Genomic DNA, 19498 nt, shown 5'->3' with positions numbered 1-19498 from the left:
TGGTCATTGTCACATCGACAGGAATCGAATTTAATCGAAGATCACATCCAAAAGTATCGATGTATCGGGTGAGGGGGTCTTTATGCGGCGACTGGACAATATCGACCTGCGGCTGATCCGGATTTTTGTCGCGCTGGCTGAGGCCGGCAGCTTCAACGATGCGCAGATCCAGCTGAACCTCAGCCAGTCGACGCTCTCGACCCACATCGCCGCGCTGGAAAAGAAGCTTGGTGCCAGTCTCTGCGAGCGGGGCCGGCGCGGCTTCCGGCTGACGGACTTCGGCAAGGCGACCTATGCCGCGGCCAAAATCCTCTTTGCCGACATTGAGAGTTTCCAGGCCCGTATCGGCAAGGAGAGCCAGCGCCTTTCCGGGCGTCTGAGGATCGGCATCGTCGACGGCGTCGTCACCTCGCCGGAACTGGGCCTGCAGACCGCCATCGGCCGGTTCCGCATCTATGCGCCCGATGTCTTTCTCGATCTGGCGCTGTCGACGCCGCTCGGGCTGGAGCGCGCGGTGGCCGACGGCGAGCGCGACGTCGTCATCGGCCCCATGTCGCAAAAGATCACCGGACTTGCCTATCGGCCGATCTTTCGCGAACCGCACGGGCTCTATTGCGGCAAGGCGCATCCGCTGTTTGCTCGGCCCGACGAGGTGATCAGCGCGCAGGAGATCGAGGCGGTTGCCTTCAGCGTGCGCGGCTACCTGCATTTCGACGATCTCTACCGCGCGCATCACCCCCGTCCGGAAGGCACTGTCATGCAGATGGAGGCCCAGGTGATGATGATCCTGTCCGGCAGCTTCATCGGCTTCCTGCCTCTGCACATCGGCGACCATTGGGTCGGTCGCGGCGAGATGCGACGGGTCAAGCCGACGCGCTACAATTTTTCCTCGCAGCATTTCGTCGCCACCCGCATCGGCGACCGGACGCCGCCGATCGCGGCCTTCGTCGAGGAGATCTGCCGGCAGGCTGCGGGCCGCGAGGGCGGAGTGGTTGGCGAGGCCGCCGCGGACGCCTGAGCGTGGAACGTGTTCGTCAGCCCGGCGCCGCGGGGTCGCGGCGATCGAGGATTACTGAGCCGAGTATCGCAGCAGGAACTGCCGGGCACGATCCGTTTTCGGCTGCGTGAAGAAGTCTTCCGGCGGGGCAGATTCGACGATGCGGCCGTGGTCCAGAAAGATGACGCGGCTGGCGACCTCGCGCGCAAAGGCCATTTCGTGAGTGACGACGACCATGGTCATGCCCTCGTTGGCCAGATCCTTCATCACCGCCAGCACTTCTCCCACGAGCTCGGGATCGAGGGCGCTGGTCGGCTCGTCAAACAGCAGCAGTTCGGGCTTCATCGCAAGGGCCCGGGCAATGCCGACGCGCTGCTTTTGTCCGCCCGACAGCCGCGCCGGATACTGGTCGCCCTTGTCGGCGATGCCGACACGATCGAGCAGCCTTTCCGCTTCGTGGCGCACGGTGGCGCGATCGCGCCGTTGCACGTTGACCGGCGCTTCCATGACGTTCTGCAGGACGGTGAGGTGCGGCCAGAGCGCAAAATGCTGGAATACCATGCCGATGCGGGTGCGAACGGCGGCCATCTCCTGATCGTTCATGGCGACGTTTCCGCCGGGGCGCACGCCGATCCTCTGCCCGGAAAGCACCACGGTGCCGGAGTCCGGCTGTTCCAGCCAGTTCATGCAGCGCAGCAGCGTGGACTTGCCCGAGCCGGACGGTCCCAGCAGGCACACGGTCTCACCCTTGCGCACGGTCAGGCTGATATCGGTCAGCACGGTATTTTCGCCGAAGCGCTTGCCGAGGCCGTTGGTGGCCAGAACGATCGGCGCCTCGTCGGGCACGGGCAGGGTCATCGAAAATTCCTCAGCGTCTGACAAGGGCGCGGCGGCCGACGAGGGCGACGCCGAGCTCGATCACCATGCAGGTGGCCCAGTAGAACAGGATCGCCGCCACGAAGGAGGCGAAGGGTACGAAGTAGGTGGTCTGGATCGCCATCGCGGCATGGGTGAGCTCGGAGACGGCGATGATCGTCAGGAAGGCGCTGTCCTTGACGATCTGGATGGTCTGGTTGCCAATCATCGGCGCGGCGGCGAAGAAGACCTGCGGCAGGATGATGTGCCGCACCAGTCGCCAGCCGTGGAAGCCGAAGGCCTGGCCCGCCTCGATGTTGTCCTTCGGGAGGCTGCTCCACGCAGCGCGCAGCAGTTCGGCCATGTAGGCGGTGTTGTAGAGGATCAGGGCGACGAGGCCGGAGGTCCAGTTGTTCATCCGGATACCCAAGCTCGGCAGGCCGAAATACAGCAGATACGCGAACAATAGGAAGGGCATGCAGCGCATGCTGTCGACATAGAGGGTGGCAAGGCGCCGGGCGAGGCGGCTGCGCGCCATGAGGGCCATCGTCAGGACGGCGCCGAGCCCCAGCGATGCGAGGGCGGCCACCGAGAACAGCAGCAGCGTGTTCCCGAAACCTGCCAAGAGGACGTCGCGGTGCTCCCAGACGATGTCGATGCCGCTCATGCCGGGGCTCCCGTGCCGCGACGGCGCTCGATCCGGCGCTGCAGGCTGACGAAGACGAAGACGATCAAGCTGTAGAGGACGGCGGCGACAAGGATCGGCGGCAGTGGATCGTAGGTCCGTGCCCCGACGCGCGTGGCCGCCCGCGTGATCTCGACGATCCCGAGAACGGCGACGGCGGGGCTGCTCTTCACCTGCAGCGTCATCTCATTGACGAGGGCGGGCAGGGCGGCATGGACGATCTGCGGGAAGACGATGCGGCGAAAGCGCTGTCCTCGCCTCATTCCGAAGGCGGCGGCCGACTCCAGCTGGTCTTTGGGAAAGGCCAGCAGCGCGCCGCGCCAGATTTCGGCGTTAAAGGCAGCGGTACTCAGCGTCAGGGTGATGATGCCCGCGGCGATCGGACTGAGCGACAGGCCGAAGCTGGGAAGCGCAAAGAAGATCAGCAGCGCCAGCGTCACCGAGGGCGAGGCCCGGATGACGCTGACATAGCCGATGACGAGATAATTCAGCACCGGCAGGCGGGACCAGCGGACCAGCGCCAGGCCGAGGCCGAGCGGCAGGCCGAGCACGATGCTGGCCAGCGAGATCGACACGGTGAACAGCGCTCCCTGGCAGATGCTGTAGACGTCGTACCAGGTCATGCGTCGTTCCCGTGCCGGTCCGGCTGCTGCAAGCCAGTTCTACTGGACCGTCTCGGCCATGTTTTCGAAGCTGGTGCCGAACCATTTGTTCTGCAGTTCGTACATCTTGCCGTTCTTGCGCAGGCCGAGCAGCACGGAGTCGATGTACTCGACCAGCTTGTCATTGCCCTTGGCCGTGGCCCAGGCGATGTAGACAGGTTCGGAGATCGCCTCGCCGATGGCGAAGACGTCCGGCTTCGAGTTCACCAGCGACTGCAGGTTGATGCGTGTGTTGACCACGGCATCGGTGCGGCCGATGGCGAGATCCTGATAGGCCTCGGGATAGCTCGGATACTCGATGATCTCTTTGACTCCAGCCCCGCCCTCGGCCTTCAGCTTGGCGTCAAAAGTCTGCAGGTGCTTCAGCATTGCGCTTCCGGACTGGACGCCGACGGTTTTGCCGCTGAGGTCGGTGCCGGACTTGATGCCGTCCTCGTCCTTGCGAACGGCGTAGAAGCTGGTGGATTCGGCGATCGGACTGGCGAAGGCGAGCGACTGCTTGCGTTCGTCGTTCACCAGAACGGCGGTGACGGCCATGTCGTACTTGCCGGTGGTGACGCCCGGCAGGATGCCCGCCCAGGGAATGATTTCCTGATTGATCTTGAAGGGGGCCTCGGCCTGGACGAGCGCGAGAAGCTCGTTGTCATAGCCTGCGGGCTTGCCGTCCTCGATGAATTCGAAGGGATGGAAGTCGTCTTCGGTCGCCACGTTCATCGTGCCGGCCGCCTTGATCGCATCAAGGTCCGCAGCGCGGGCAGGCTGCACCGGGAGGCCGGCGAGCACCAGCGGCGCCAGCGCCAGCGCACAGACGGCCAGTCGCCGCGTGAGAAGGCCCGGAAGACGGCGGAAGTCACGGTCGAAACACATGCAGAATTCCTTTGAGCGGTTCGGAGGCGATGGGGTAGAGCGCGATTGGATCGTCGATGAGCGAGCCAGTCGCTGCTGTGCTCAGCAAATGCCGTGCCAGGTTCGGATCGCCGCCGTCGCGAACTGCCGTTCTCCGGTCCGACAGGAATTCCGTCCCGGCACGAGGGTCGGCGTCACGGGACCGCCGCCGAGAATTGCGCACGGGTTAGGCGTCTCGGCAGAATTATGGGCGGAACAGGCTCATCCCTGCTCGCATCGCCGATCGGCGTCGAAACTCGGCCAGACATCCCGCGGCCGGCGATGCGCTGTCCGAAGCTTGTCCTCGCAGACGTCCCCCGTTCCAGGAAGCTCGACATTCTCGAGACCCGCTGTGAGGACTCGTGCGGCGAGGAACGCGGCTGCCCGCCGGACATCGGGGCAAAAGCCGGTTCGGGGCCGTCGTCGCGCCTCATGCGGCGACCGAAGTGTTTCGCCGCCGCGTTCAGCGTCACCGTGGACGCCACGACAAAGGGATGCTCCACCGACAGCGCCGGAGACCGCTGTCACCTCGCGTCAACGCCTGGCGATCGACGCCGCCGACCTGTGCCGCGCCAAATGCGAACGGGTCGCTCCTTCGCAGGGAATGGGCCGCGCGATCGCGGCGCAAGTCACCGCCTGATGCCGTCGATGAAAGCCGTGACGCGGGCAGGTTCGACCTGGTTCCACCAGACGCCGTCATACTTCAGCGAACTCGCAACGATGACGCCGTCGACGATGCCGAGGATGTCGTTGACGTTATCAGGCGTCACGCCGCTGCCGACGAGCGTCGGCAGGCCAGCGGCCTCCTTGATCGTCCTGATGTAGCCGAGATCCGCGGCATGGCCGGTGCGCTGGCCGGTGGCGATGATGGCGTCGGCGTCGAAGAAGACGAGGTCCTTGACCTGCTCCTCGACCGGCCGGTCGGCGACGATCGCATGGGCGCCGTGTTTCACATGCGCGTCAGCGAAGATTTTGATGCCCTTGGCCCGGAGATGGGCGCGGTAGCGCATGGCGCGGGCCGCCTCGCCCTCGATGAAGCCCTCGTTGGCGATGTAGGCGTTGGCCCATTGGTTGACACGGATGAAGCTGGCGCCGGCAGCGCTCGCGACGGCGAGCGCGGGGATTGCGGCGTTGGCGAGCACGTTGACGCCGATCGGCCGGCCGAGCTCGCGCCGGATGCGGTCGGCGACGACGGCCATATGCGCCGATGTCTCGTGGCCGATGTCGTCGGGCTTGGCGAAGGGTACGTCGCCGTGGTTCTCGACAATTACCCCGTCACAGCCGCCGGCGAGATAGGCGCGGGCGTCGTCGAGGCCGCGCCGGTAGATCGCCTCTACCGTCTCGCCGTCGTGTCGGGGGGCTCCCGGCAGAGCCGCAAGGTGGACGACACCGATCACCACCTTCGTGCGGCCGAAAATCGACTGGATGGCATCGCCGCCGGCCTGGCCGATCGGCTTGGTGGAGGTGTTCATGGAAGTATCCGTTTCAGTTCGTTGCGCGAAGGACGGCGGTGTTCGCCGTGGGGAAATGTCCGGCCATTGCCGTCCGCAGCGCAGCGATCTCGGCCGCGCTGGGGCAGGAGGCGAGCGTGCCCGGCCGTGTCACTGCCAGCGACGCGGCCCGGGCCGCAATCCTGGCCGCGCCTTCGACGTTCTCGCCAAGGGCGATGAGGCCGGCCACCACACCGCAAAGAACATCACCGGCCCCCGACGTATCGACCACGACGACGGCAGGGGCGAGGATGCGGACAAAATCGGTCTGTCCCGCTTCTGCGACGATTGCCCCGTCGGCGCCGAGGGTCAGCAGCACATGGCGCGGCCCGCGCCCGAGCAGCGCACGGGCGCCGTTCTGGGGCGTGTCGCAGCCGGTCAGCAGATTTGCTTCCACGGCGTTGACGATCAGGACGTCGATGTCGTCAAGGTCCATGCCGCCGCCCTCGGGCAGGGGGCTGGCGTTGACCACGGTCGTCGCGCCCCTGGATCTGGCGAAGGCGAGGCAGTTGCGGGTGACGGAGGGTCCGAGATTGCCCTGCATGACGACGACGTCGCCAGCGGCGATCTCGCCATCGAGGTCGGTATCGACGCGCGGGTCGAAAGCGATGGCGCAGGGCACGGCGCTGACGATGACGTTCTCGCCCGCCGCATCGACGAAGATCGACGAACGGTCGCTCGCCTCTGAGAGACGTGCCAGGCCGGAGACGTCGAGACCCTCCGCAGCGAGCATCTCCACGATGCGCCGCGCGGTCTCGTCGCGGCCGACGGCGGTCCACAGTTTCAGGTTTGCGCCGGTGCGCGATGCCGCGACCGCCTGGTTGGCGCCCTTGCCGCCCAGCCCGTCGGAGACGCCGCTGGCGTTCAGGGTCTCGCCCGGCCGCGGAAAGCGTGGAAGCTGGAAGGTGGTGTCGATGCACACATTGCCGACGACATGGACGGTCATGCCGAAAAGACCGAGCGCGGGTTGTCCGTCATCATCCGGTCGATCGTCGCCTGGTCGACGCCGTGGCGCAGCAGCCGCGGCACGAAGTGGCGGAGAATGTAGGCATAGCCGAAGCCGCCGAAGCGGGTGAGCATCATCTTCAGGAAAACGTCCTGCGACAGAAGCACCCGGTCGGCCAGTCCCATATCGACGAGGCTGCGGATCGCCCGCGCGTTCTCCTCGTCGGAGGGCGACTGCGAGTCGGCGTCTGCATAGTAGTAGTCCATGCCGATCATGTCGTATTCCAGGAACGCGCCGCGCTCGGCCAGCGCCTTCTGGTACGGCAGATCGTCGTGGCTCGGATTCATGTGGCAGAGCACGGTGTGCCGGAGATCGGCGCCCTCGGACTCGACGATGTCCAGCACCTCGTGTGCCAGCCGTTCCCAGCCGGGCAGGTGGATCGACAGCGGCACGCCGGTCAGGGCGGAGGCGCGTGCCGAGGCGCGCAGCGACTTGCGCTCCTCGTCGGTGAAATCCTTGCTGACGCCGACCTCGCCGATAATCCCGGCGACGACGGCCGGCTTCTCCTTGCCCCCACCGACGTCGTTCACCAGGAATTCGGTGACATCGTCGACGTCCATCGCCTTCAGCCAGTCCGGATGGGTGTGTTCGAGGTAGAAGCCCGAGCCCATGACGATCTTCAGGCCCGACATGCGCGCGATGCGGGCGAGCTTCGTGGGGTCGCGGCCGATGCCGATGTTCGTGGGATCGACCACGGTATGGCCGCCGAGCTTCTGGAACATTCGCAATTCTGTCAGCGCGAGGTCGCTGTCGTCGAGGCTGACATTGTCGCGGTTGAGGTAGGGGTTCATCCGGAGCTCGCCGATGATCTCGATCGACACGGGCTGCTCGGCGATGGCGGCGAGGTCGGGATGGCAGGGGCAGGCCCAGGATTTCGTGCCGTCGATCAGGATGTGCTCGTGCATCAGCGTCACCCCCATCTCGGCGACGGGGATCGGGCCGAGCACGGTCATGACGTGCCCGGTCGAGATCCCGACACCTGCTGGCGCGGGGGGGCGGTCGGTATAGTCGAGGGCCATCAGCGCCTCCGCACGGCGCCGCGGAACAGGCGAAAATTCAGCCAGATCGCGACGAGGATGATGCAGCCGGTGACGATCGGCGTCAGGAAGGGCGACATGTGGGCGAGGATCAGGCCGTTGGCGATGACGGCCACGGTCAGGGCGCCGAGAACGGTTCCGATGATGGTGCCGCGGCCGCCGAACAGGCTGGTGCCGCCCAGGACGACGGCGGCGATCACCTCGAGCTCGAAGCCCTGGCCGGAATTCGACGATCCCGAGCCAAGCCGGCCAGCGAGGATGATGCCCGCCAGGGCCGCCGCGCTCGACGAGATCATGTAGACCATCAACATGGTTCGCCGCGTGTCGACGCCAGCGCGGCGCACCGCCTCGGCATTGGCGCCGATACCGGTGATGTATCGACCGAAGCGGGTCTCGTTGAAGGTGAGATAGGCGACCACCAGCACGACAAGGGCGATGAGGGCAGGGAAGGGCACGCCGAACAGCCAGGCGCGGCCGATATAGACAAAGGCGCTGGTCGGCTCGATCGGGATCGAATAGCCGCCGGTGATGAGCAGGGCGACGCCGCGGATGACCGACAGGCCCGCGAGCGTGACGATGAAGGACGGAATTCCCTCATAGGCGATGAAGAATCCCTGGATCGCGCCGATGACGGCGCCCAGCGCCAGCATGGCGAGGATCACCGCGGGCCAGGGCACGCCCAGTTGCAGCAGCGTGGCCGACAGCGCGCAGACAAGGGCCAGCACCGACCCGACGGAGAGATCGATGCCGCCCGTGGTGATCACCAGCGTCATGGCCGCAGCGACGATCAGAAGCGGCGCCGACTGTCGGATGACGTTGAGGAGGTTCGGCGCCGTCAGGAAGGCATCGGTGAGGAAGGTGAACAGCAGGCAGACGACGATGAAGAAGATGGCGATCGAGGCGACACTGCCGTTCGCCATGAACCAGTCCTGCCATGTCGCCTGACGCACGCGCGCCGGACCGCCATGGGCATGCATCGGGGCGTTCTCGCCGGAGGGCGTCGACGCGGCGGTCATGGCAGGACCCCGGCGGGCTCGGCGCGGCCCGCGGAGCGCGCGGCGAATTTGCGGCCGACGATGAGGTTCACCACCTCCTCGATGCTGGTCTCGCCGATCAACCGCTCGGCGACGTTGCGACCCTCGTACATTACCTGGATGCGATCGCAGACGAGGAAGAGGTCCTGCAGGCGGTGGGTGATGAGAATGACGCTGACGCCGCGGGCGCTGACGGCGCGGATCAGGTCCAGCACCGCCTCCACCTCGGCGACGGCGAGCGCCGCGGTCGGCTCGTCCATGATCAGCACGGCGGGATCGAACGAGGCGGCGCGGCCGATGGCGATCGACTGGCGCTGGCCACCGGAGAGGTTTTCGACCTTCAGCCGGGTGTCGGCGATGTCGATGCCGAGCTTTTCCAGCATGGCACGGGAGTTCGCGTGCATGCGCGGCTTGTCGAGGAAGGGCAGGCCGAGGATGCGCCGCTTCGGCTCACGGCCGAGGAAGATGTTGCCGGCGACGTCCACCGTGTCGCAGAGCGAGAGGTCCTGGTAGACCATCTCGACGTGCTTTTCGCGCGCATCGGCGGGTGACGCGAAGGAGACGGTATCACCGTCGATCTCGATCGTCCCCGAGTCGGGAACGACCGCGCCGGAGAGCACCTTCGACAGCGTCGACTTGCCGGCGCCGTTGTCGCCGACGAGACCGAGAACTTCGCCGGCCTTCAGGTTCAAGGAGACGTTGTCGAGCGTCTGGATCGGCCCATAGCGCTTCGAGACGCCGGTCATCTTGACCCGGTATCGGTCTTCCATCGCTTGGCTCCGTCATGTCGGGCGTCATCCGGGCGGAAGTCCGAATGACGCGTCATTGGCAGGCTTGCCGGGGCAGGCTTGCCGGGAGAGGCTTGCCGGGAGAGGCCGCTGCCTATTTGAACATGCCTCGGAACTGGTCGACGTTCTCCTTGGTGACGATGGTGATGGGAATGTTGATGATCGGCTCGATCGTCTCGCCCTTGCCGAGCTTGACCAGCGCCTCGACGGCGGCCTGCCCTTCGCCGGCAGGGTCCTGCTGCACGACGGCGGCGACCCAGCCTTCGTCGATGCCCTTCACCGCCTGGGCGGTGAGGTCCCAGCCAAAGACCTTCACGTCGCTCTGGCGACCCTGGCTCTCGACCGCCGAGACGGCGCCAATCAACTGCGGTTCGCCGGTGGCGTAGATCGTCGTCATATCGGGATTGGCGGTCATCAGGTTTTCGGCAGCGCCCAAGGCCACGTCCTGAACGTTCTGGCCGTCGACGGTGTCGGTCACCGTGACGGCGAGGCCGCTGTCGGTGACGGCCTTCTTGAAGCCGTCGAGCCGCTGGTTCTGGATAAAGGAGTTCAGCGCGCCGATGATGCCGACCTTGGCGGTGCCGGACATGTTGGCCTTGACGTATTCGGCATAGTGCTTGCCGATGTCCTCGCCGGCCTTGGTGTTGTCGACACCGATGAAGGAGATGTTGTCGCCGTCGGGGATCTGGGCGTCGATGGCGATGACGGGAATGCCGGCCGCCTTGGCGGCGGTGATCGCCGGCTTGACGCCGTTGACGTCGATGGCGACGAGGATGATGCCGTCGACCTTCTGGGTGATGTATGTTTCGATGGCGTCGTTCTGCGCGGCGGGAACGTTGTTCGCATTGAAGATCACCAGTTCGGCGCCGGCGGCGTCGGCCGCCTTCTGGGCGCCGTCGTTGATCTGGTTGAAGAACAGCGCCTGCTGGTTGATGGTGACAAGCGCATAGGTCGCGGCGTCGGCAGCGGCCGTCATGGCGGCGAGGATTGCGGCGGCGGCGATGCCGCGGGAGAGCATCTGGGTCAGGCGCATGTCGGGTCCCCGTTGATTGCCAGCCACTCCTGTCGCCCCTGCGATCAGCGTCGGCCTGTAGGGTGAGAATTCAAGATCCTTGAATTTGAGTCAATGCACCTGAGCAGATTTCCGGCATCCGCCCTGCTGCTCAGAATGTGGGCGGCGTGTTGACCCAGAAGATGCTGGCCCGCTCGGTGCCGACATTGCGATAATGGTGCGGCAGTTCGGAACGGAAAACGAAACTGTCTCCGGGGGAGAGCTTGTAGGTCTTTTCGTCGACGATCAGCTCGATCTCGCCGGCAATGAGGTAGCCCACTTCCTCGCCGGAGTGCTGGATCGGCCCGGCGCTCGCCCCATCGGCGTCGACGTGGTGGATATTGCACTGGAGCATATGACCCGGGGAGTAGGGGATCACGCGTTCGAGCGAGATTCCCTCGCCGCGACGGAGCGGGTCGAGCGCGATCAGCGGACGGGCTCCGGCGCGGAAGATGATGCCTTCCTCGCCGTCCACCTCTTCGAACATCCAGCCGATATTGGTTTCCAGGACCTGCACCACCTTGTGCAGCATGGGCAGCGACGGCGAAGCCTTGCCGTTCTCGATCTTCGAAAGAAGACTTTCCGAGCAGCCTGCCGCATCGGCGACGGCCTTCAAGGTCATGCCACGCATCTGCCGGGCAAGCTTCATCCGTACCCCCAGACGGGCAGCGGTCGCCAAATCATCTGCCGGAGCCATGGACCGTCTCTGCATCGATTTCATTTCACGCTTGCTTCCGGTCTCGACGCTCCAGACTGCGACAGCTGCAACGGCGGTGTCAGTACCAGCCGGGCCTATGGTCGCTGCCGAGCATTTCTGCGTAGCTGTCAGTGCGTCGGTCGCGCAATACCTGGTTGAAGGCGTTCCAGTTTCGCTTGCGACGGGCGTCGGCGAGGTTGACGGTCGCCAGCAGGATTTCCTCGTCGGTCGGGCTCGCGGGGCCGGCGACCGGCCAGCCGGTATAGCTGGCAATCAGGCTCTGGCCAATGAAGGGCTGGCCGCGTTCGGTGCCGACGCGGTCTGCAGCGGCGACGAAGACCGAGTTGGAATGGGCGGCGGCCATGACGAGGATGTTGGCCATCGCCTCGCGCTTCGGATCCTGGCCCGGGATCGGCACCCAGTTGGTCGGAACGCAGACGATTTCCGCCCCTTGCAGAGCGGCAAGCCGAAAGCTCTCCGGGAACCAGCAGTCGTAGCAGATGTGGCAGCCGATCCGGCCGATGGCGGTATCGAAGACCGGGAAGCCGAGATCGCCGGGGGTGAAGAACAGTGCCTCGTCGGCCCAGAGATGCATCTTGCGGAAGCGGCCGATCAGCCCTTCCGGACCGACGATGACGGCCGAATTGTAGAGGAGGTCGCCGGCGCGCTCGGTGATGCCGGCGACGATGTGGAGGTTCAGCCGCGCGGCCACCTCCATCCAGGCCTGCGTCGACGGGCCGGACGGAATATCCTCCGCCAGGGCCATCGCCTCCGCACGGCTGGCGAAGACATAGCCGGTATTGCAGAGCTCCGGCAGCACCATGAGCTGCCCGCCCTGGCCGGCTGCCTTCTCGATCATCGCGATGGAGTGCGCGACATTGCGGGCGGTCTCGCCGAACACCGGCTCCATCTGGATGACGGCGACGGTCACCTCGGCTTCGGGCTTCGGCATCGAACTCTCCTCTTCGCGGCATCGCCTCGGATCCGCGACGCCTCACATTTGGCACGTGGAATGCAAAGCGGGGAGATCCCCCGATGCAGTTCCGTGCCGCCCACGCGAAGACTGACTAAAACTTGAGCGCTTTGCAAGTCGCTTGATTTTTCTGCAAGTCAGTTGACACCGGTCTTCCGCGCGGTCCAGTCTTCGCGGAGAAATCCCTCCTCGGCACGTAGGATCCCCGCCATGAGACTGACCCGTCGGACCTTCACCTCGGCGCTGGCCGCCGTCGCCGCCTTCGGCGTTCTCGCCGGCCCGGTCTCCGCCAAGGAACTGACCAAGCTCACCTACATCCAGGAATGGCCGGTGCCGGACGGCTTCTGGGTGCCGTGGATCCTCGGCAGTGCCAAGGGCTTCTATGCCGAGGAGGGCATCGAGCTCGAGATCGTCACCCCGCCGACCGTCGCCGACACCACGAAGTTCCTCGGCACCGGCCGCGCGCAGGTCGCCTTCACCACGGTGATGGACGTGATCTTCGCCAGGGAACAGCAGGCGCCGGTGACGGCGATCGCGCGCTACGGCCGCGGCAACAACTGGGGCATCCTCAGCCCCGAGGGCGTGCCGCTGACCGTGCCGGAGCTGAAGGGCAAGACCATCGGCATCTACAACGACGCCTGGACCACCGCGCAGCTGACCATGATGCTGGCCGATGGCGGGTTGACCATGGCCGACGTGCAGACCGTTGCCGCCGCCGACGACACCGTGCCGTTGCTGTTGCAGAAGAAGGTCGACGCGATCACCGGCATCACCAATGCCGAGGGCACCGGCATGGCGGTGCTCGGCAACCAGAAGGCATCCTTCCTCGCCGCCAAGGACCATGGCGTGCCGGACACGCCGATCTTCATGATCGCGGCCAATGACGACTGGTTGAAGGCCAATCCCGAGATGGCCAAGGCCTTCCTGCGCGCCACCCGCAAGAGCATCGACTATGCCATGGCCCATCCCGACGAGGGGATCGCCGCGTTTACCGCGCTCTATTCGAACGCCTATGATCCGAAATTCATCGCGCAGCAGTGGAAGGACACCATCCCGCTGTTCGGCGAGGCCAGTGCCGACATGATGACGTCGAACGATGCCGACTGGGTCTCGCTGCTCGCGGCGCTGAAGAAGTTCGACGTCGTCAAGGCGCCGCTCGAGCCCTCGGCCTACTACACCAACGCCTATATCGCCGAGTGACGGCCAGCATGAACCAAGCGAAACGGATCGTCCCGGCCTGGACCTACCGGCCGGGACCGGATGTGAGCGATGGACCGCCGCCTGGTCTCGTCAAGGCGCAGGCGGTCGCCAAGGCCGCCGCTGCCGTGGGCCTTGCCGCGGCGGCGCCCGGTGTCAGCGAGCGGCAGGTGGAGCTGGCGATCTCGGCCGAGATGGCCGGGCACGGCGTCGAGCATGTCTGGACGATCACCAATGTCGGCCTCGGCGAGAATGCCAGGATCTGCTTTCCGACGCATCCGCCGACGGCGCTGACGGCGGCGGAGCGGGACGTCGTGATGGTCGACGTCCATCCGATTACGCCCGACGGGTTTTGGGGGGACTGCACGCGCTGCAAGGTGATCGGCGACTTCCCGGAAGCCGCATCGGCGCTGCACGATCTCGAAACGCTGCACTACGAGGTGTTGGCCCAATGCCGACCGGGCATGCCGGCGAGCGAGCTGTTCGGCCTGTGCCACGCGAGGCTGGTGGCGGAAGGCTTCGTGCTCCTCGACCTCCTTGCCAATATCGGCCATTCGCTGACGCCCGGCGCAGCCTATCTCCACAATTTCATCGACGCATCCAACGACACGCCGATGTGGGGCGCCTGGGCCATCGAGCCCTTCGCCGAGCGCGGTGGCATCGCCGTGAAGGTCGAGGATCTCGTCTGGTTCGGCCGCAGCGACTGCACCGTCCTGTGATCGTCGGAGGATCCTCTGCCTCGGGCGCCGGCGGGCCGAAGCCGAAACTGGTGCTGCAGGGCATCTCGCAGCGTTTCGGCGAGACGCAGGCGCTGGCTTCGACCGATCTCGACGTGGCGGCGGGCGAGTTCGTCTCCGTGGTCGGCCCGTCCGGCTGCGGCAAGTCGACCATGTTCAACATCGTCGCCGGCGTGCTGGCGCCGACCTCCGGCCATGTGCTGATCGACGGACGCGACGTCACCGGCGGCTCCGGCCATGTCGGCTACATGCTCCAGAAGGACCTGCTGCTGCCGTGGCGCAGCGTCATCGACAACATCGTCCTCGGCGCCCTCCTGAAGGGCGGCGCGAGCCGCGCGCAGCGGGCGGAGGGCGTGGCGCTGGCGCGGCGCTACGGGCTTGGCGACTTCATCAACCACTATCCCGCGGCACTCTCGGGCGGCATGCGCCAGCGCGTCGCCCTCATGCGCACGCTCGCCATGCACCGCGACGTCATGCTGCTCGACGAGCCGTTCGGCGCGCTGGATTCGCAGACGCGGCTGTCGATGCAGCAATGGCTGCTCGGCATCTGGGCCGAGCAGAAGCGCACCATCGTCTTCGTCACGCACGACATCGACGAGGCGATCCTGCTCGCCGACCGCGTCGTGGTGATGAGCCCGCGGCCGGGCCGCATCCGCGGGATCCTGCCCGTTCCGATCGCTCGGCCGCGGCCGATGTCCTCGCTCACCAGCGCGGCGTTCATCGCGCTGAAGGCGCGCATTCTCGATCTGATCTATTCCGACGCTTCGGGGGAGGTCCCCGATGGGGCGTGACGGTTCGGCGCTTCGCATGGCGGTGCAGATTCTCTATCCGGTGGCGGCGCTGATCATCGTCATCCTCGGCTGGGCGCTCGCGGTCTCGTTCTACGAGATCCCGCGCTATGTCATGCCATCGCCGATGCAGGTGTGGGAGCACATCAAGGGCGACTGGCGCACGCTGTTCGACGGCTTCCGCATCACCTTCATCGAGTTCATCCTGGGCTTTGTCTGCGGCGCTGGGGCGGGCTTCATCTTCGCCGTCCTGATGGACGCCTCGAAGACGACGCGCGGCATTCTCTATCCCGTGCTGATCGCCAGCCAGGCGGTGCCGGTGGTCGCGATCTCGGCGGCGCTGACGATCTGGCTCGGCTTCGGCCTGGCGCCGAAGCTGGTCATCGTCGCGCTGGTGGTGTTCTTCCCGGTGGTGGTGAACGTTCTCGACGGCCTCGCCTCGGTCGACCGCGACGTCCTGAATCTCGTGCGCTCGATGGGCGCCTCGGCCTGGTCGACCTTCCGGCACGTGAAGCTGCCGGCGACCTACACCCCGCTGTTCTCCGCGCTGAAGCTCTCGGCGACGTTCAGCGTCACCGGTGCCGTCATCGCCGAGTGGACCGCCTCGACCAGCGGCGGTCTCGGCGCCTATCTCCTGCAAGCCAACTCGCGGCTGAATACCGCCGGGACCTTTTCCGCCATCGCCTTTCTGGCGCTGCTCGGTGTGGCGAGTTTCCTTCTGGTGGTGCTCGCCGAATATGGCCTCACCCCGTGGAAGTCGGGCACAAAGGCGCGGCGATGGTCGCGGACCTACTGGCGCGACCCGCCGGGAGTTCACCATGCCTAGACCGTCTATCGGTGGAGAATGCCTCGCCGGCGTCCGTGGCGTCGACGATCCCAATGTTCGAGCATCATGATTCTGTCCCCCTCGGCCGCGAGCGCCGGAGCGAAAGAAAGAGATATGGCCAGGAAGAAAGTGCTTCTCGTCGGCGAAAGCTGGACGAGTTCGGCGGTCCACTACAAGGGCTTCGATCAGTTCGGCAGCGTCACCTTCCACCTCGGTGCCGAACCGCTGGTGGCGGTGTTGAAGGACAGCGAGTTCGAGCTGACCTACATGACCGCGCATGCCGCGGCCGGCGAGTTTCCCTACGACATGGAAGGCCTGTCGCAGTATTCGGCCATCATTCTCTCGGACATCGGCACCAACACCTTTCTCCTGCCGCAGGAGGTCTGGATGCAGGGCAAGCCGATGCCGAACCGGCTGAAGCTGATCCGCGAATGGACGCGCGCCGGCGGCGGCCTGATGATGATGGGCGGCTACTTCTCCTTCCAGGGCATCGACGGCAAGGCGCGCTGGCGGCGCACGCCCGTCGAGGAGGCGCTGCCGGTTTCCTGCCTCAGCTATGACGACCGACTGGAGATCCCGGAAGGCTTCATCCCCGCCATCACCGGCCCGGCGACGCATCCTTTGCTCAGCGGTATCGACGGCGCCTGGCCGCTGCTGCTCGGCGCCAACGAGGTCGTGCTGAAGGAAGAGCCCGGCATCGAGGTGCTGGCGACCTTGCCGGAATCGGAAGGCGGACACCCGCTGCTGGTCACCGGCGAGTTCGGCAAGGGCCGGACCCTCGTCTGGACCTCGGACATCGGCCCGCACTGGCTGCCGAATACCTTCGTCGAATGGCCGGGTTACGCAAAACTCTGGAAGAACGCGCTCGGCTGGGTCACCCGCCTCTCGTGATCCGAGGCGAGTATCAAGATAGGTCGGCTGTTCCCGACGGGCCGGAAGCGACCATATCGCGGCTCCAAGCCGGGCAGGTCGCGGGCTGTTGGCTGGCGGCCGGGGGCTCCAGCCGGTTCGACGGGCGTTTTTCGTGCAGGCCCATCGAACGGGTCCCATTCGAAGGGATGCTTGACGCTCGCGATCGGCCCGGAACTCCGGCGATGATCGGCGACGGAAAACGGGAAGCGTTGCCGCGCCGGTCAGGGTCACGAGTCCCCTCCGATCCGCGATCTGTATCGACCCACCAACCATGAGCCGGCAACCGCTTCGGCCAGGCTGTGCCCGACCGGATCGGGTGTAGGAGTGGTGCCGGCTGCAGGGCTCGAACCCGCGACCCCCTGATTACAAATCAGGTGCTCTACCAACTGAGCTAAGCCGGCCTACCTCTTAAGGGATTGAAATCCCGGTCTTTTTCATCAGCCGCCGTCGTTGTCAGTTGGCGGTGTGTTCGAAACTGTGTTTCCGGTCATGGTCTTCATGGTCGAACGCAGTGACTCGTGGCCGTCGCGTGAATAGCGCCTAACCATGCTGTGTGTCGAGTGCCTGATGAGGCTCATGATGGTTGTTTCGGGCACTCCGCGCTGTTTTGCCGGGAGGCAAACGAATGGCGCAGATCATGTTTCGTACATTGGGCAGTCCGGCCCGTTTGCGGATCGACGCTCATCGGGCGCCCATGTGGTGGTGGAGGTTCGCCACCCTTTTCAGGTCTCGTGTGGGCGCCAGAGCGCTCGGGCCTGGGGTTCAGCGACTCGTATAACGGGATGGAAGCACGGGCCCGCGCCTTGAGATCGAACCCCTTGTCCTCGGTGCAGGGCAGCGTGGCGAAGGCGTCATATTCCGCCTTGAGCCCGTCTTTATCGCGGGCAACCCGCTTCACGGGTCCGCTCTCCAGCGACAATCAGCTTTCGGCGTTCATCGTCCGGGCGAACGTCTCTGCGATCACCAGCACGGCAGCGTGAATGGGCCCCGCGGTTAGGCTTGGCATGATGGATGCGTCCACGACAAAAAGATTGTCGAGCGCTATGAGCCGCAGATCGGCGTCGACGACGGCGTTCGCGTCCTTGCCCATTCTGCAGGTGCCGCAGGGATGATGGTGGGTGATGACTGACTGCGCGACGAAGTCGTCGACCTCGGCTGCGCTGTTCAGCCTGCCCGGCAGGAGTTCACGTTCGCGCCAGTCGTTGAGTTCGTCATGATGGCCGATCGTGCGCGCGGCCTCGAGCGCCTGGCGAAACAGGGCGCGGTCGCGGCTGGTTTGCAGATAGGCCGGGTCGATGATCAGGGGATCGCCAAGCTCGGGGCCGCTGATGCGCAGACTGCCGCGGCTCGTTGGATGCGTAATCCCGAACAGCAGCGAGTACGCCGCGCCGGCGGCAGGCGCCTGGAAGCGTTCGGACACGATCGGAGCGACGCCGCAGCCAACGACGATTTCCGGCTGCCCGGTGGCCGCAAAGTCGCCGGCGCGCATATAGGCCATCGATTCGGAATGCTGGAGGCGTGACGGGGGGACAGGCTTGCGTGCCGCATAGAGGTTCCCGGCGCCGAGCAGGTGGTCCTGAAGGTCGTGTCCGTCAACGTGGTGGAAATTGAGTGTAGCTGAAGCGGCTCCGTTTCAGGCGACTTCGGTGGAAATCTGTTCGGGTTTTGCAGTGTTGCCCATGGCCATGAGGTCGGCCATGGGTTCGGTCTGCATGTAGCGGTTCTGGATCTGCCATTCGTCGTTGGCCTCGAGAAGGACGGCGCCGATGAGCCGGATGATGGATCCCTCGTTCGGGAAGATTCCGACGACGTCGGCACGCCGCTTCACCTCCTTGTTCAGGCGCTCCAGGGAATTCGTCGAATGGATCCGGGTCCGGTGCTGACTGGGAAAATCCATGTGCGCCAGCACGTCGGTCTCGCTGTTGTCGATGAAGGCCCCGAGCTTTGGACACTTTCCCCGAAGCTGGTCGGCGACGTGGCGCAGCGCCTGGCTGGCGCTAGCACGATCGGGCTGGGCGAAGGCTTGGCGCAGCGCGGCCGCCGCCATGCTCTGCTGCGCCTTCGGGACATACGACAGGGCGTTGCGCATCCAATGCACCCGGCAGCGCTGCCAGGAGGCGCTGAACACCCGGCGAATGGCGGCTTTCAGCCCTTCGTGAGCATCCGAGATCACGAGCTTCACGCCGGACAGGCCGCGGCGCACGAGGCTCTTGAGGAAGCTCGACCAAAACGTCTCCGCTTCCGAGGGGCCGATGTGAAGGCCGACGATCTCGCGCTTGCCGTCCGTGTTCACGGCCACGGCGATTATGGCGGCGACCGAAACGATGCGTCCACCCTCGCGCTGCTTCAGGTAGGTCGCATCCAGCCAGAGGTAGGGCCAGTCGCCAGTGAGAGGACGGTCGAGGAAGCCGCCGACGCGTTCGTCGATGTCTTTGCACAGCTTCGATACGGTGCTCTTGCCGATCCCCGACAGCCCCATGGCCTGTACCAGATCGTCGACCCGCCGGGTGGAAACGCCGCTGATCCAAGCTTCCTGAATGACGGCAACCAAGGCCTTCTCCGAGAGCTTTCTCGGCTCCAGGAACGGCGGGAAGTAGCTGCCCTGCCGAAGCTTGGGTATCCGAAGCTGCAACGAGCCGAGCCGCGTGTCGAGCGAGCGGTCGCGGTAGCCATTGCGATAAGTCGCCCGTTCCTGCGTCCGTTCGTGGCGCCCGGCGCCGATCATGCCTTCAACGTCGACCTCCATAAGGAGCTGCATCACGCTCTCGGCTATCGTTCTCAGGAAATCGCCGTCCCCGGCTTTCGCAAAAAGCTCGGCAAGCGGTAGTCTGTCCTCGGTCATCGGGTTCTCCGGTCAGGTTGAAGTCTCGCAACTCCA

The 19498-nt window shown here is 65.5% G+C and carries 20 protein-coding genes and 1 tRNA gene; 6 read left to right on the top strand and 15 right to left on the bottom strand.

Going from position 1 to position 19498, the window contains the following annotated elements:
• The first annotated feature begins 82 nt into the window (after positions 1-82).
• Positions 83-1018: a LysR family transcriptional regulator gene (locus tag Sa4125_RS12075; RefSeq protein WP_223998319.1), complete on the top strand. Its 936-nt coding sequence runs from the start codon at positions 83-85 to the stop codon at positions 1016-1018.
• Positions 1019-1069: 51 nt separating this feature from the next.
• On the opposite strand, the gene Sa4125_RS12070 is transcribed toward Sa4125_RS12075, so the two are convergent.
• From Sa4125_RS12070 to Sa4125_RS12015, 12 genes are all read right to left on the bottom strand, one after another.
• On the bottom strand, positions 1070-1855 hold the full coding sequence (locus Sa4125_RS12070) for an amino acid ABC transporter ATP-binding protein (protein ID WP_223998318.1): 786 nt from the start codon (positions 1853-1855) through the stop codon (positions 1070-1072).
• Positions 1856-1865: 10 nt separating this feature from the next.
• Positions 1866-2519: an amino acid ABC transporter permease gene (locus tag Sa4125_RS12065; RefSeq protein ID WP_223998317.1), complete on the bottom strand. Its 654-nt coding sequence runs from the start codon at positions 2517-2519 to the stop codon at positions 1866-1868.
• Positions 2516-3160 carry an amino acid ABC transporter permease gene (locus tag Sa4125_RS12060; RefSeq protein WP_223998316.1) on the bottom strand — a complete coding sequence of 215 codons (645 nt, stop codon included), beginning with the start codon at positions 3158-3160 and terminating at the stop codon, positions 2516-2518. The genes Sa4125_RS12065 and Sa4125_RS12060 overlap by 4 nt, the downstream gene beginning before the upstream one ends.
• A 39-nt stretch (positions 3161-3199) precedes the next feature.
• A complete protein-coding gene (locus tag Sa4125_RS12055) occupies positions 3200-4066 on the bottom strand; it encodes a transporter substrate-binding domain-containing protein (RefSeq protein ID WP_223998315.1) in 867 nt (288 codons plus the stop codon).
• 647 nt (positions 4067-4713) lie between these two features.
• A complete protein-coding gene (locus tag Sa4125_RS12050; protein ID WP_223998314.1) occupies positions 4714-5556 on the bottom strand; it encodes a BtpA/SgcQ family protein in 843 nt (280 codons plus the stop codon).
• Positions 5557-5569: 13 nt separating this feature from the next.
• Positions 5570-6520: a ribokinase gene (locus Sa4125_RS12045; protein WP_223998313.1), complete on the bottom strand. Its 951-nt coding sequence runs from the start codon at positions 6518-6520 to the stop codon at positions 5570-5572.
• The gene (locus Sa4125_RS12040) at positions 6517-7599 is read right to left on the bottom strand and encodes a phosphotriesterase-related protein (protein WP_223998312.1); all 1083 of its coding nucleotides are present in this window, start codon (positions 7597-7599) and stop codon (positions 6517-6519) included. Before Sa4125_RS12040 ends, Sa4125_RS12045 begins: the two co-directional genes overlap by 4 nt.
• A complete protein-coding gene (locus tag Sa4125_RS12035; protein ID WP_224007768.1) occupies positions 7599-8594 on the bottom strand; it encodes an ABC transporter permease in 996 nt (331 codons plus the stop codon). The genes Sa4125_RS12040 and Sa4125_RS12035 overlap by 1 nt, the downstream gene beginning before the upstream one ends.
• A 35-nt stretch (positions 8595-8629) precedes the next feature.
• Positions 8630-9421 carry an ATP-binding cassette domain-containing protein gene (locus tag Sa4125_RS12030; protein ID WP_223998311.1) on the bottom strand — a complete coding sequence of 264 codons (792 nt, stop codon included), beginning with the start codon at positions 9419-9421 and terminating at the stop codon, positions 8630-8632.
• A 112-nt stretch (positions 9422-9533) separates the two neighbouring features.
• Complete coding sequence (locus Sa4125_RS12025) at positions 9534-10472, bottom strand: substrate-binding domain-containing protein (RefSeq protein ID WP_223998310.1); 939 nt, start codon at positions 10470-10472, stop codon at positions 9534-9536.
• 130 nt (positions 10473-10602) lie between these two features.
• Positions 10603-11202: a cupin domain-containing protein gene (locus tag Sa4125_RS12020; RefSeq protein ID WP_223998309.1), complete on the bottom strand. Its 600-nt coding sequence runs from the start codon at positions 11200-11202 to the stop codon at positions 10603-10605.
• 64 nt (positions 11203-11266) lie between these two features.
• The gene (locus Sa4125_RS12015) at positions 11267-12139 is read right to left on the bottom strand and encodes a nitrilase family protein (RefSeq protein WP_223998308.1); all 873 of its coding nucleotides are present in this window, start codon (positions 12137-12139) and stop codon (positions 11267-11269) included.
• 231 nt (positions 12140-12370) lie between these two features.
• On the opposite strand from Sa4125_RS12015, the gene Sa4125_RS12010 reads away from it, so the two are divergent.
• The 5 genes from Sa4125_RS12010 (at position 12371) to Sa4125_RS11990 (ending at position 16599) form a co-directional block, all read left to right on the top strand.
• On the top strand, positions 12371-13360 hold the full coding sequence (locus Sa4125_RS12010) for an ABC transporter substrate-binding protein (RefSeq protein WP_223998307.1): 990 nt from the start codon (positions 12371-12373) through the stop codon (positions 13358-13360).
• Between the two features lie 8 nt (positions 13361-13368).
• On the top strand, positions 13369-14076 hold the full coding sequence (locus Sa4125_RS12005; RefSeq protein ID WP_223998306.1) for a M24 family metallopeptidase: 708 nt from the start codon (positions 13369-13371) through the stop codon (positions 14074-14076).
• Positions 14073-14885 carry an ABC transporter ATP-binding protein gene (locus tag Sa4125_RS12000; protein ID WP_223998305.1) on the top strand — a complete coding sequence of 271 codons (813 nt, stop codon included), beginning with the start codon at positions 14073-14075 and terminating at the stop codon, positions 14883-14885. Before Sa4125_RS12005 ends, Sa4125_RS12000 begins: the two co-directional genes overlap by 4 nt.
• Positions 14875-15708 carry an ABC transporter permease gene (locus tag Sa4125_RS11995; RefSeq protein WP_223998304.1) on the top strand — a complete coding sequence of 278 codons (834 nt, stop codon included), beginning with the start codon at positions 14875-14877 and terminating at the stop codon, positions 15706-15708. Before Sa4125_RS12000 ends, Sa4125_RS11995 begins: the two co-directional genes overlap by 11 nt.
• Before the next feature lie 114 nt (positions 15709-15822).
• Entirely contained in the window at positions 15823-16599 is a 777-nt protein-coding gene (locus Sa4125_RS11990; RefSeq protein ID WP_223998303.1) for a glutamine amidotransferase, read from the top strand.
• A 346-nt stretch (positions 16600-16945) separates the two neighbouring features.
• On the opposite strand, the gene Sa4125_RS11985 is transcribed toward Sa4125_RS11990, so the two are convergent.
• The 3 genes from Sa4125_RS11985 to Sa4125_RS11975 form a co-directional block, all read right to left on the bottom strand.
• A tRNA-Thr gene (locus tag Sa4125_RS11985) sits at positions 16946-17021 on the bottom strand.
• 518 nt (positions 17022-17539) lie between these two features.
• Positions 17540-18118 carry a GMC family oxidoreductase gene (locus Sa4125_RS11980; RefSeq protein ID WP_223998302.1) on the bottom strand — a complete coding sequence of 193 codons (579 nt, stop codon included), beginning with the start codon at positions 18116-18118 and terminating at the stop codon, positions 17540-17542.
• A 135-nt stretch (positions 18119-18253) separates the two neighbouring features.
• Complete coding sequence (locus tag Sa4125_RS11975; RefSeq protein ID WP_223998301.1) at positions 18254-19462, bottom strand: IS256 family transposase; 1209 nt, start codon at positions 19460-19462, stop codon at positions 18254-18256.
• Positions 19463-19498 lie beyond the last annotated feature (36 nt).

Origin of the sequence: Aureimonas sp. SA4125 (assembly GCF_019973775.1) — a bacterium.
GTDB lineage: Bacteria > Pseudomonadota > Alphaproteobacteria > Rhizobiales > Rhizobiaceae > Plantimonas.
The sequence above is the reverse complement of the archived record's forward strand: the minus strand, read 5'-3'. Positions and strand labels throughout refer to the sequence as shown.

Excerpts from the sequence above, each read along its gene's own strand:
- Sa4125_RS12030 (WP_223998311.1), bottom strand. The coding sequence starts at position 9,421 with ATGGAAGACCGATACCGGGTCAAGATGACCGGCGTCTCGAAGCGCTAT.
- Sa4125_RS12075 (WP_223998319.1), top strand. The coding sequence starts at position 83 with ATGCGGCGACTGGACAATATCGACCTGCGGCTGATCCGGATTTTTGTC.
- Sa4125_RS12070 (WP_223998318.1), bottom strand. The coding sequence starts at position 1,855 with ATGACCCTGCCCGTGCCCGACGAGGCGCCGATCGTTCTGGCCACCAAC.
- Sa4125_RS12005 (WP_223998306.1), top strand. The coding sequence starts at position 13,369 with ATGAACCAAGCGAAACGGATCGTCCCGGCCTGGACCTACCGGCCGGGA.
- Sa4125_RS12020 (WP_223998309.1), bottom strand. The coding sequence starts at position 11,202 with ATGCAGAGACGGTCCATGGCTCCGGCAGATGATTTGGCGACCGCTGCC.
- Sa4125_RS12045 (WP_223998313.1), bottom strand. The coding sequence starts at position 6,520 with ATGACCGTCCATGTCGTCGGCAATGTGTGCATCGACACCACCTTCCAG.
- Sa4125_RS11995 (WP_223998304.1), top strand. The coding sequence starts at position 14,875 with ATGGGGCGTGACGGTTCGGCGCTTCGCATGGCGGTGCAGATTCTCTAT.
- Sa4125_RS12015 (WP_223998308.1), bottom strand. The coding sequence starts at position 12,139 with ATGCCGAAGCCCGAAGCCGAGGTGACCGTCGCCGTCATCCAGATGGAG.
- Sa4125_RS12035 (WP_224007768.1), bottom strand. The coding sequence starts at position 8,594 with ATGCATGCCCATGGCGGTCCGGCGCGCGTGCGTCAGGCGACATGGCAG.
- Sa4125_RS12010 (WP_223998307.1), top strand. The coding sequence starts at position 12,371 with ATGAGACTGACCCGTCGGACCTTCACCTCGGCGCTGGCCGCCGTCGCC.
- Sa4125_RS12050 (WP_223998314.1), bottom strand. The coding sequence starts at position 5,556 with ATGAACACCTCCACCAAGCCGATCGGCCAGGCCGGCGGCGATGCCATC.
- Sa4125_RS11980 (WP_223998302.1), bottom strand. The coding sequence starts at position 18,118 with ATGGCCTATATGCGCGCCGGCGACTTTGCGGCCACCGGGCAGCCGGAA.
- Sa4125_RS12060 (WP_223998316.1), bottom strand. The coding sequence starts at position 3,160 with ATGACCTGGTACGACGTCTACAGCATCTGCCAGGGAGCGCTGTTCACC.
- Sa4125_RS11975 (WP_223998301.1), bottom strand. The coding sequence starts at position 19,462 with ATGACCGAGGACAGACTACCGCTTGCCGAGCTTTTTGCGAAAGCCGGG.
- Sa4125_RS12065 (WP_223998317.1), bottom strand. The coding sequence starts at position 2,519 with ATGAGCGGCATCGACATCGTCTGGGAGCACCGCGACGTCCTCTTGGCA.
- Sa4125_RS12055 (WP_223998315.1), bottom strand. The coding sequence starts at position 4,066 with ATGTGTTTCGACCGTGACTTCCGCCGTCTTCCGGGCCTTCTCACGCGG.
- Sa4125_RS12040 (WP_223998312.1), bottom strand. The coding sequence starts at position 7,599 with ATGGCCCTCGACTATACCGACCGCCCCCCCGCGCCAGCAGGTGTCGGG.
- Sa4125_RS11990 (WP_223998303.1), top strand. The coding sequence starts at position 15,823 with ATGGCCAGGAAGAAAGTGCTTCTCGTCGGCGAAAGCTGGACGAGTTCG.
- Sa4125_RS12025 (WP_223998310.1), bottom strand. The coding sequence starts at position 10,472 with ATGCGCCTGACCCAGATGCTCTCCCGCGGCATCGCCGCCGCCGCAATC.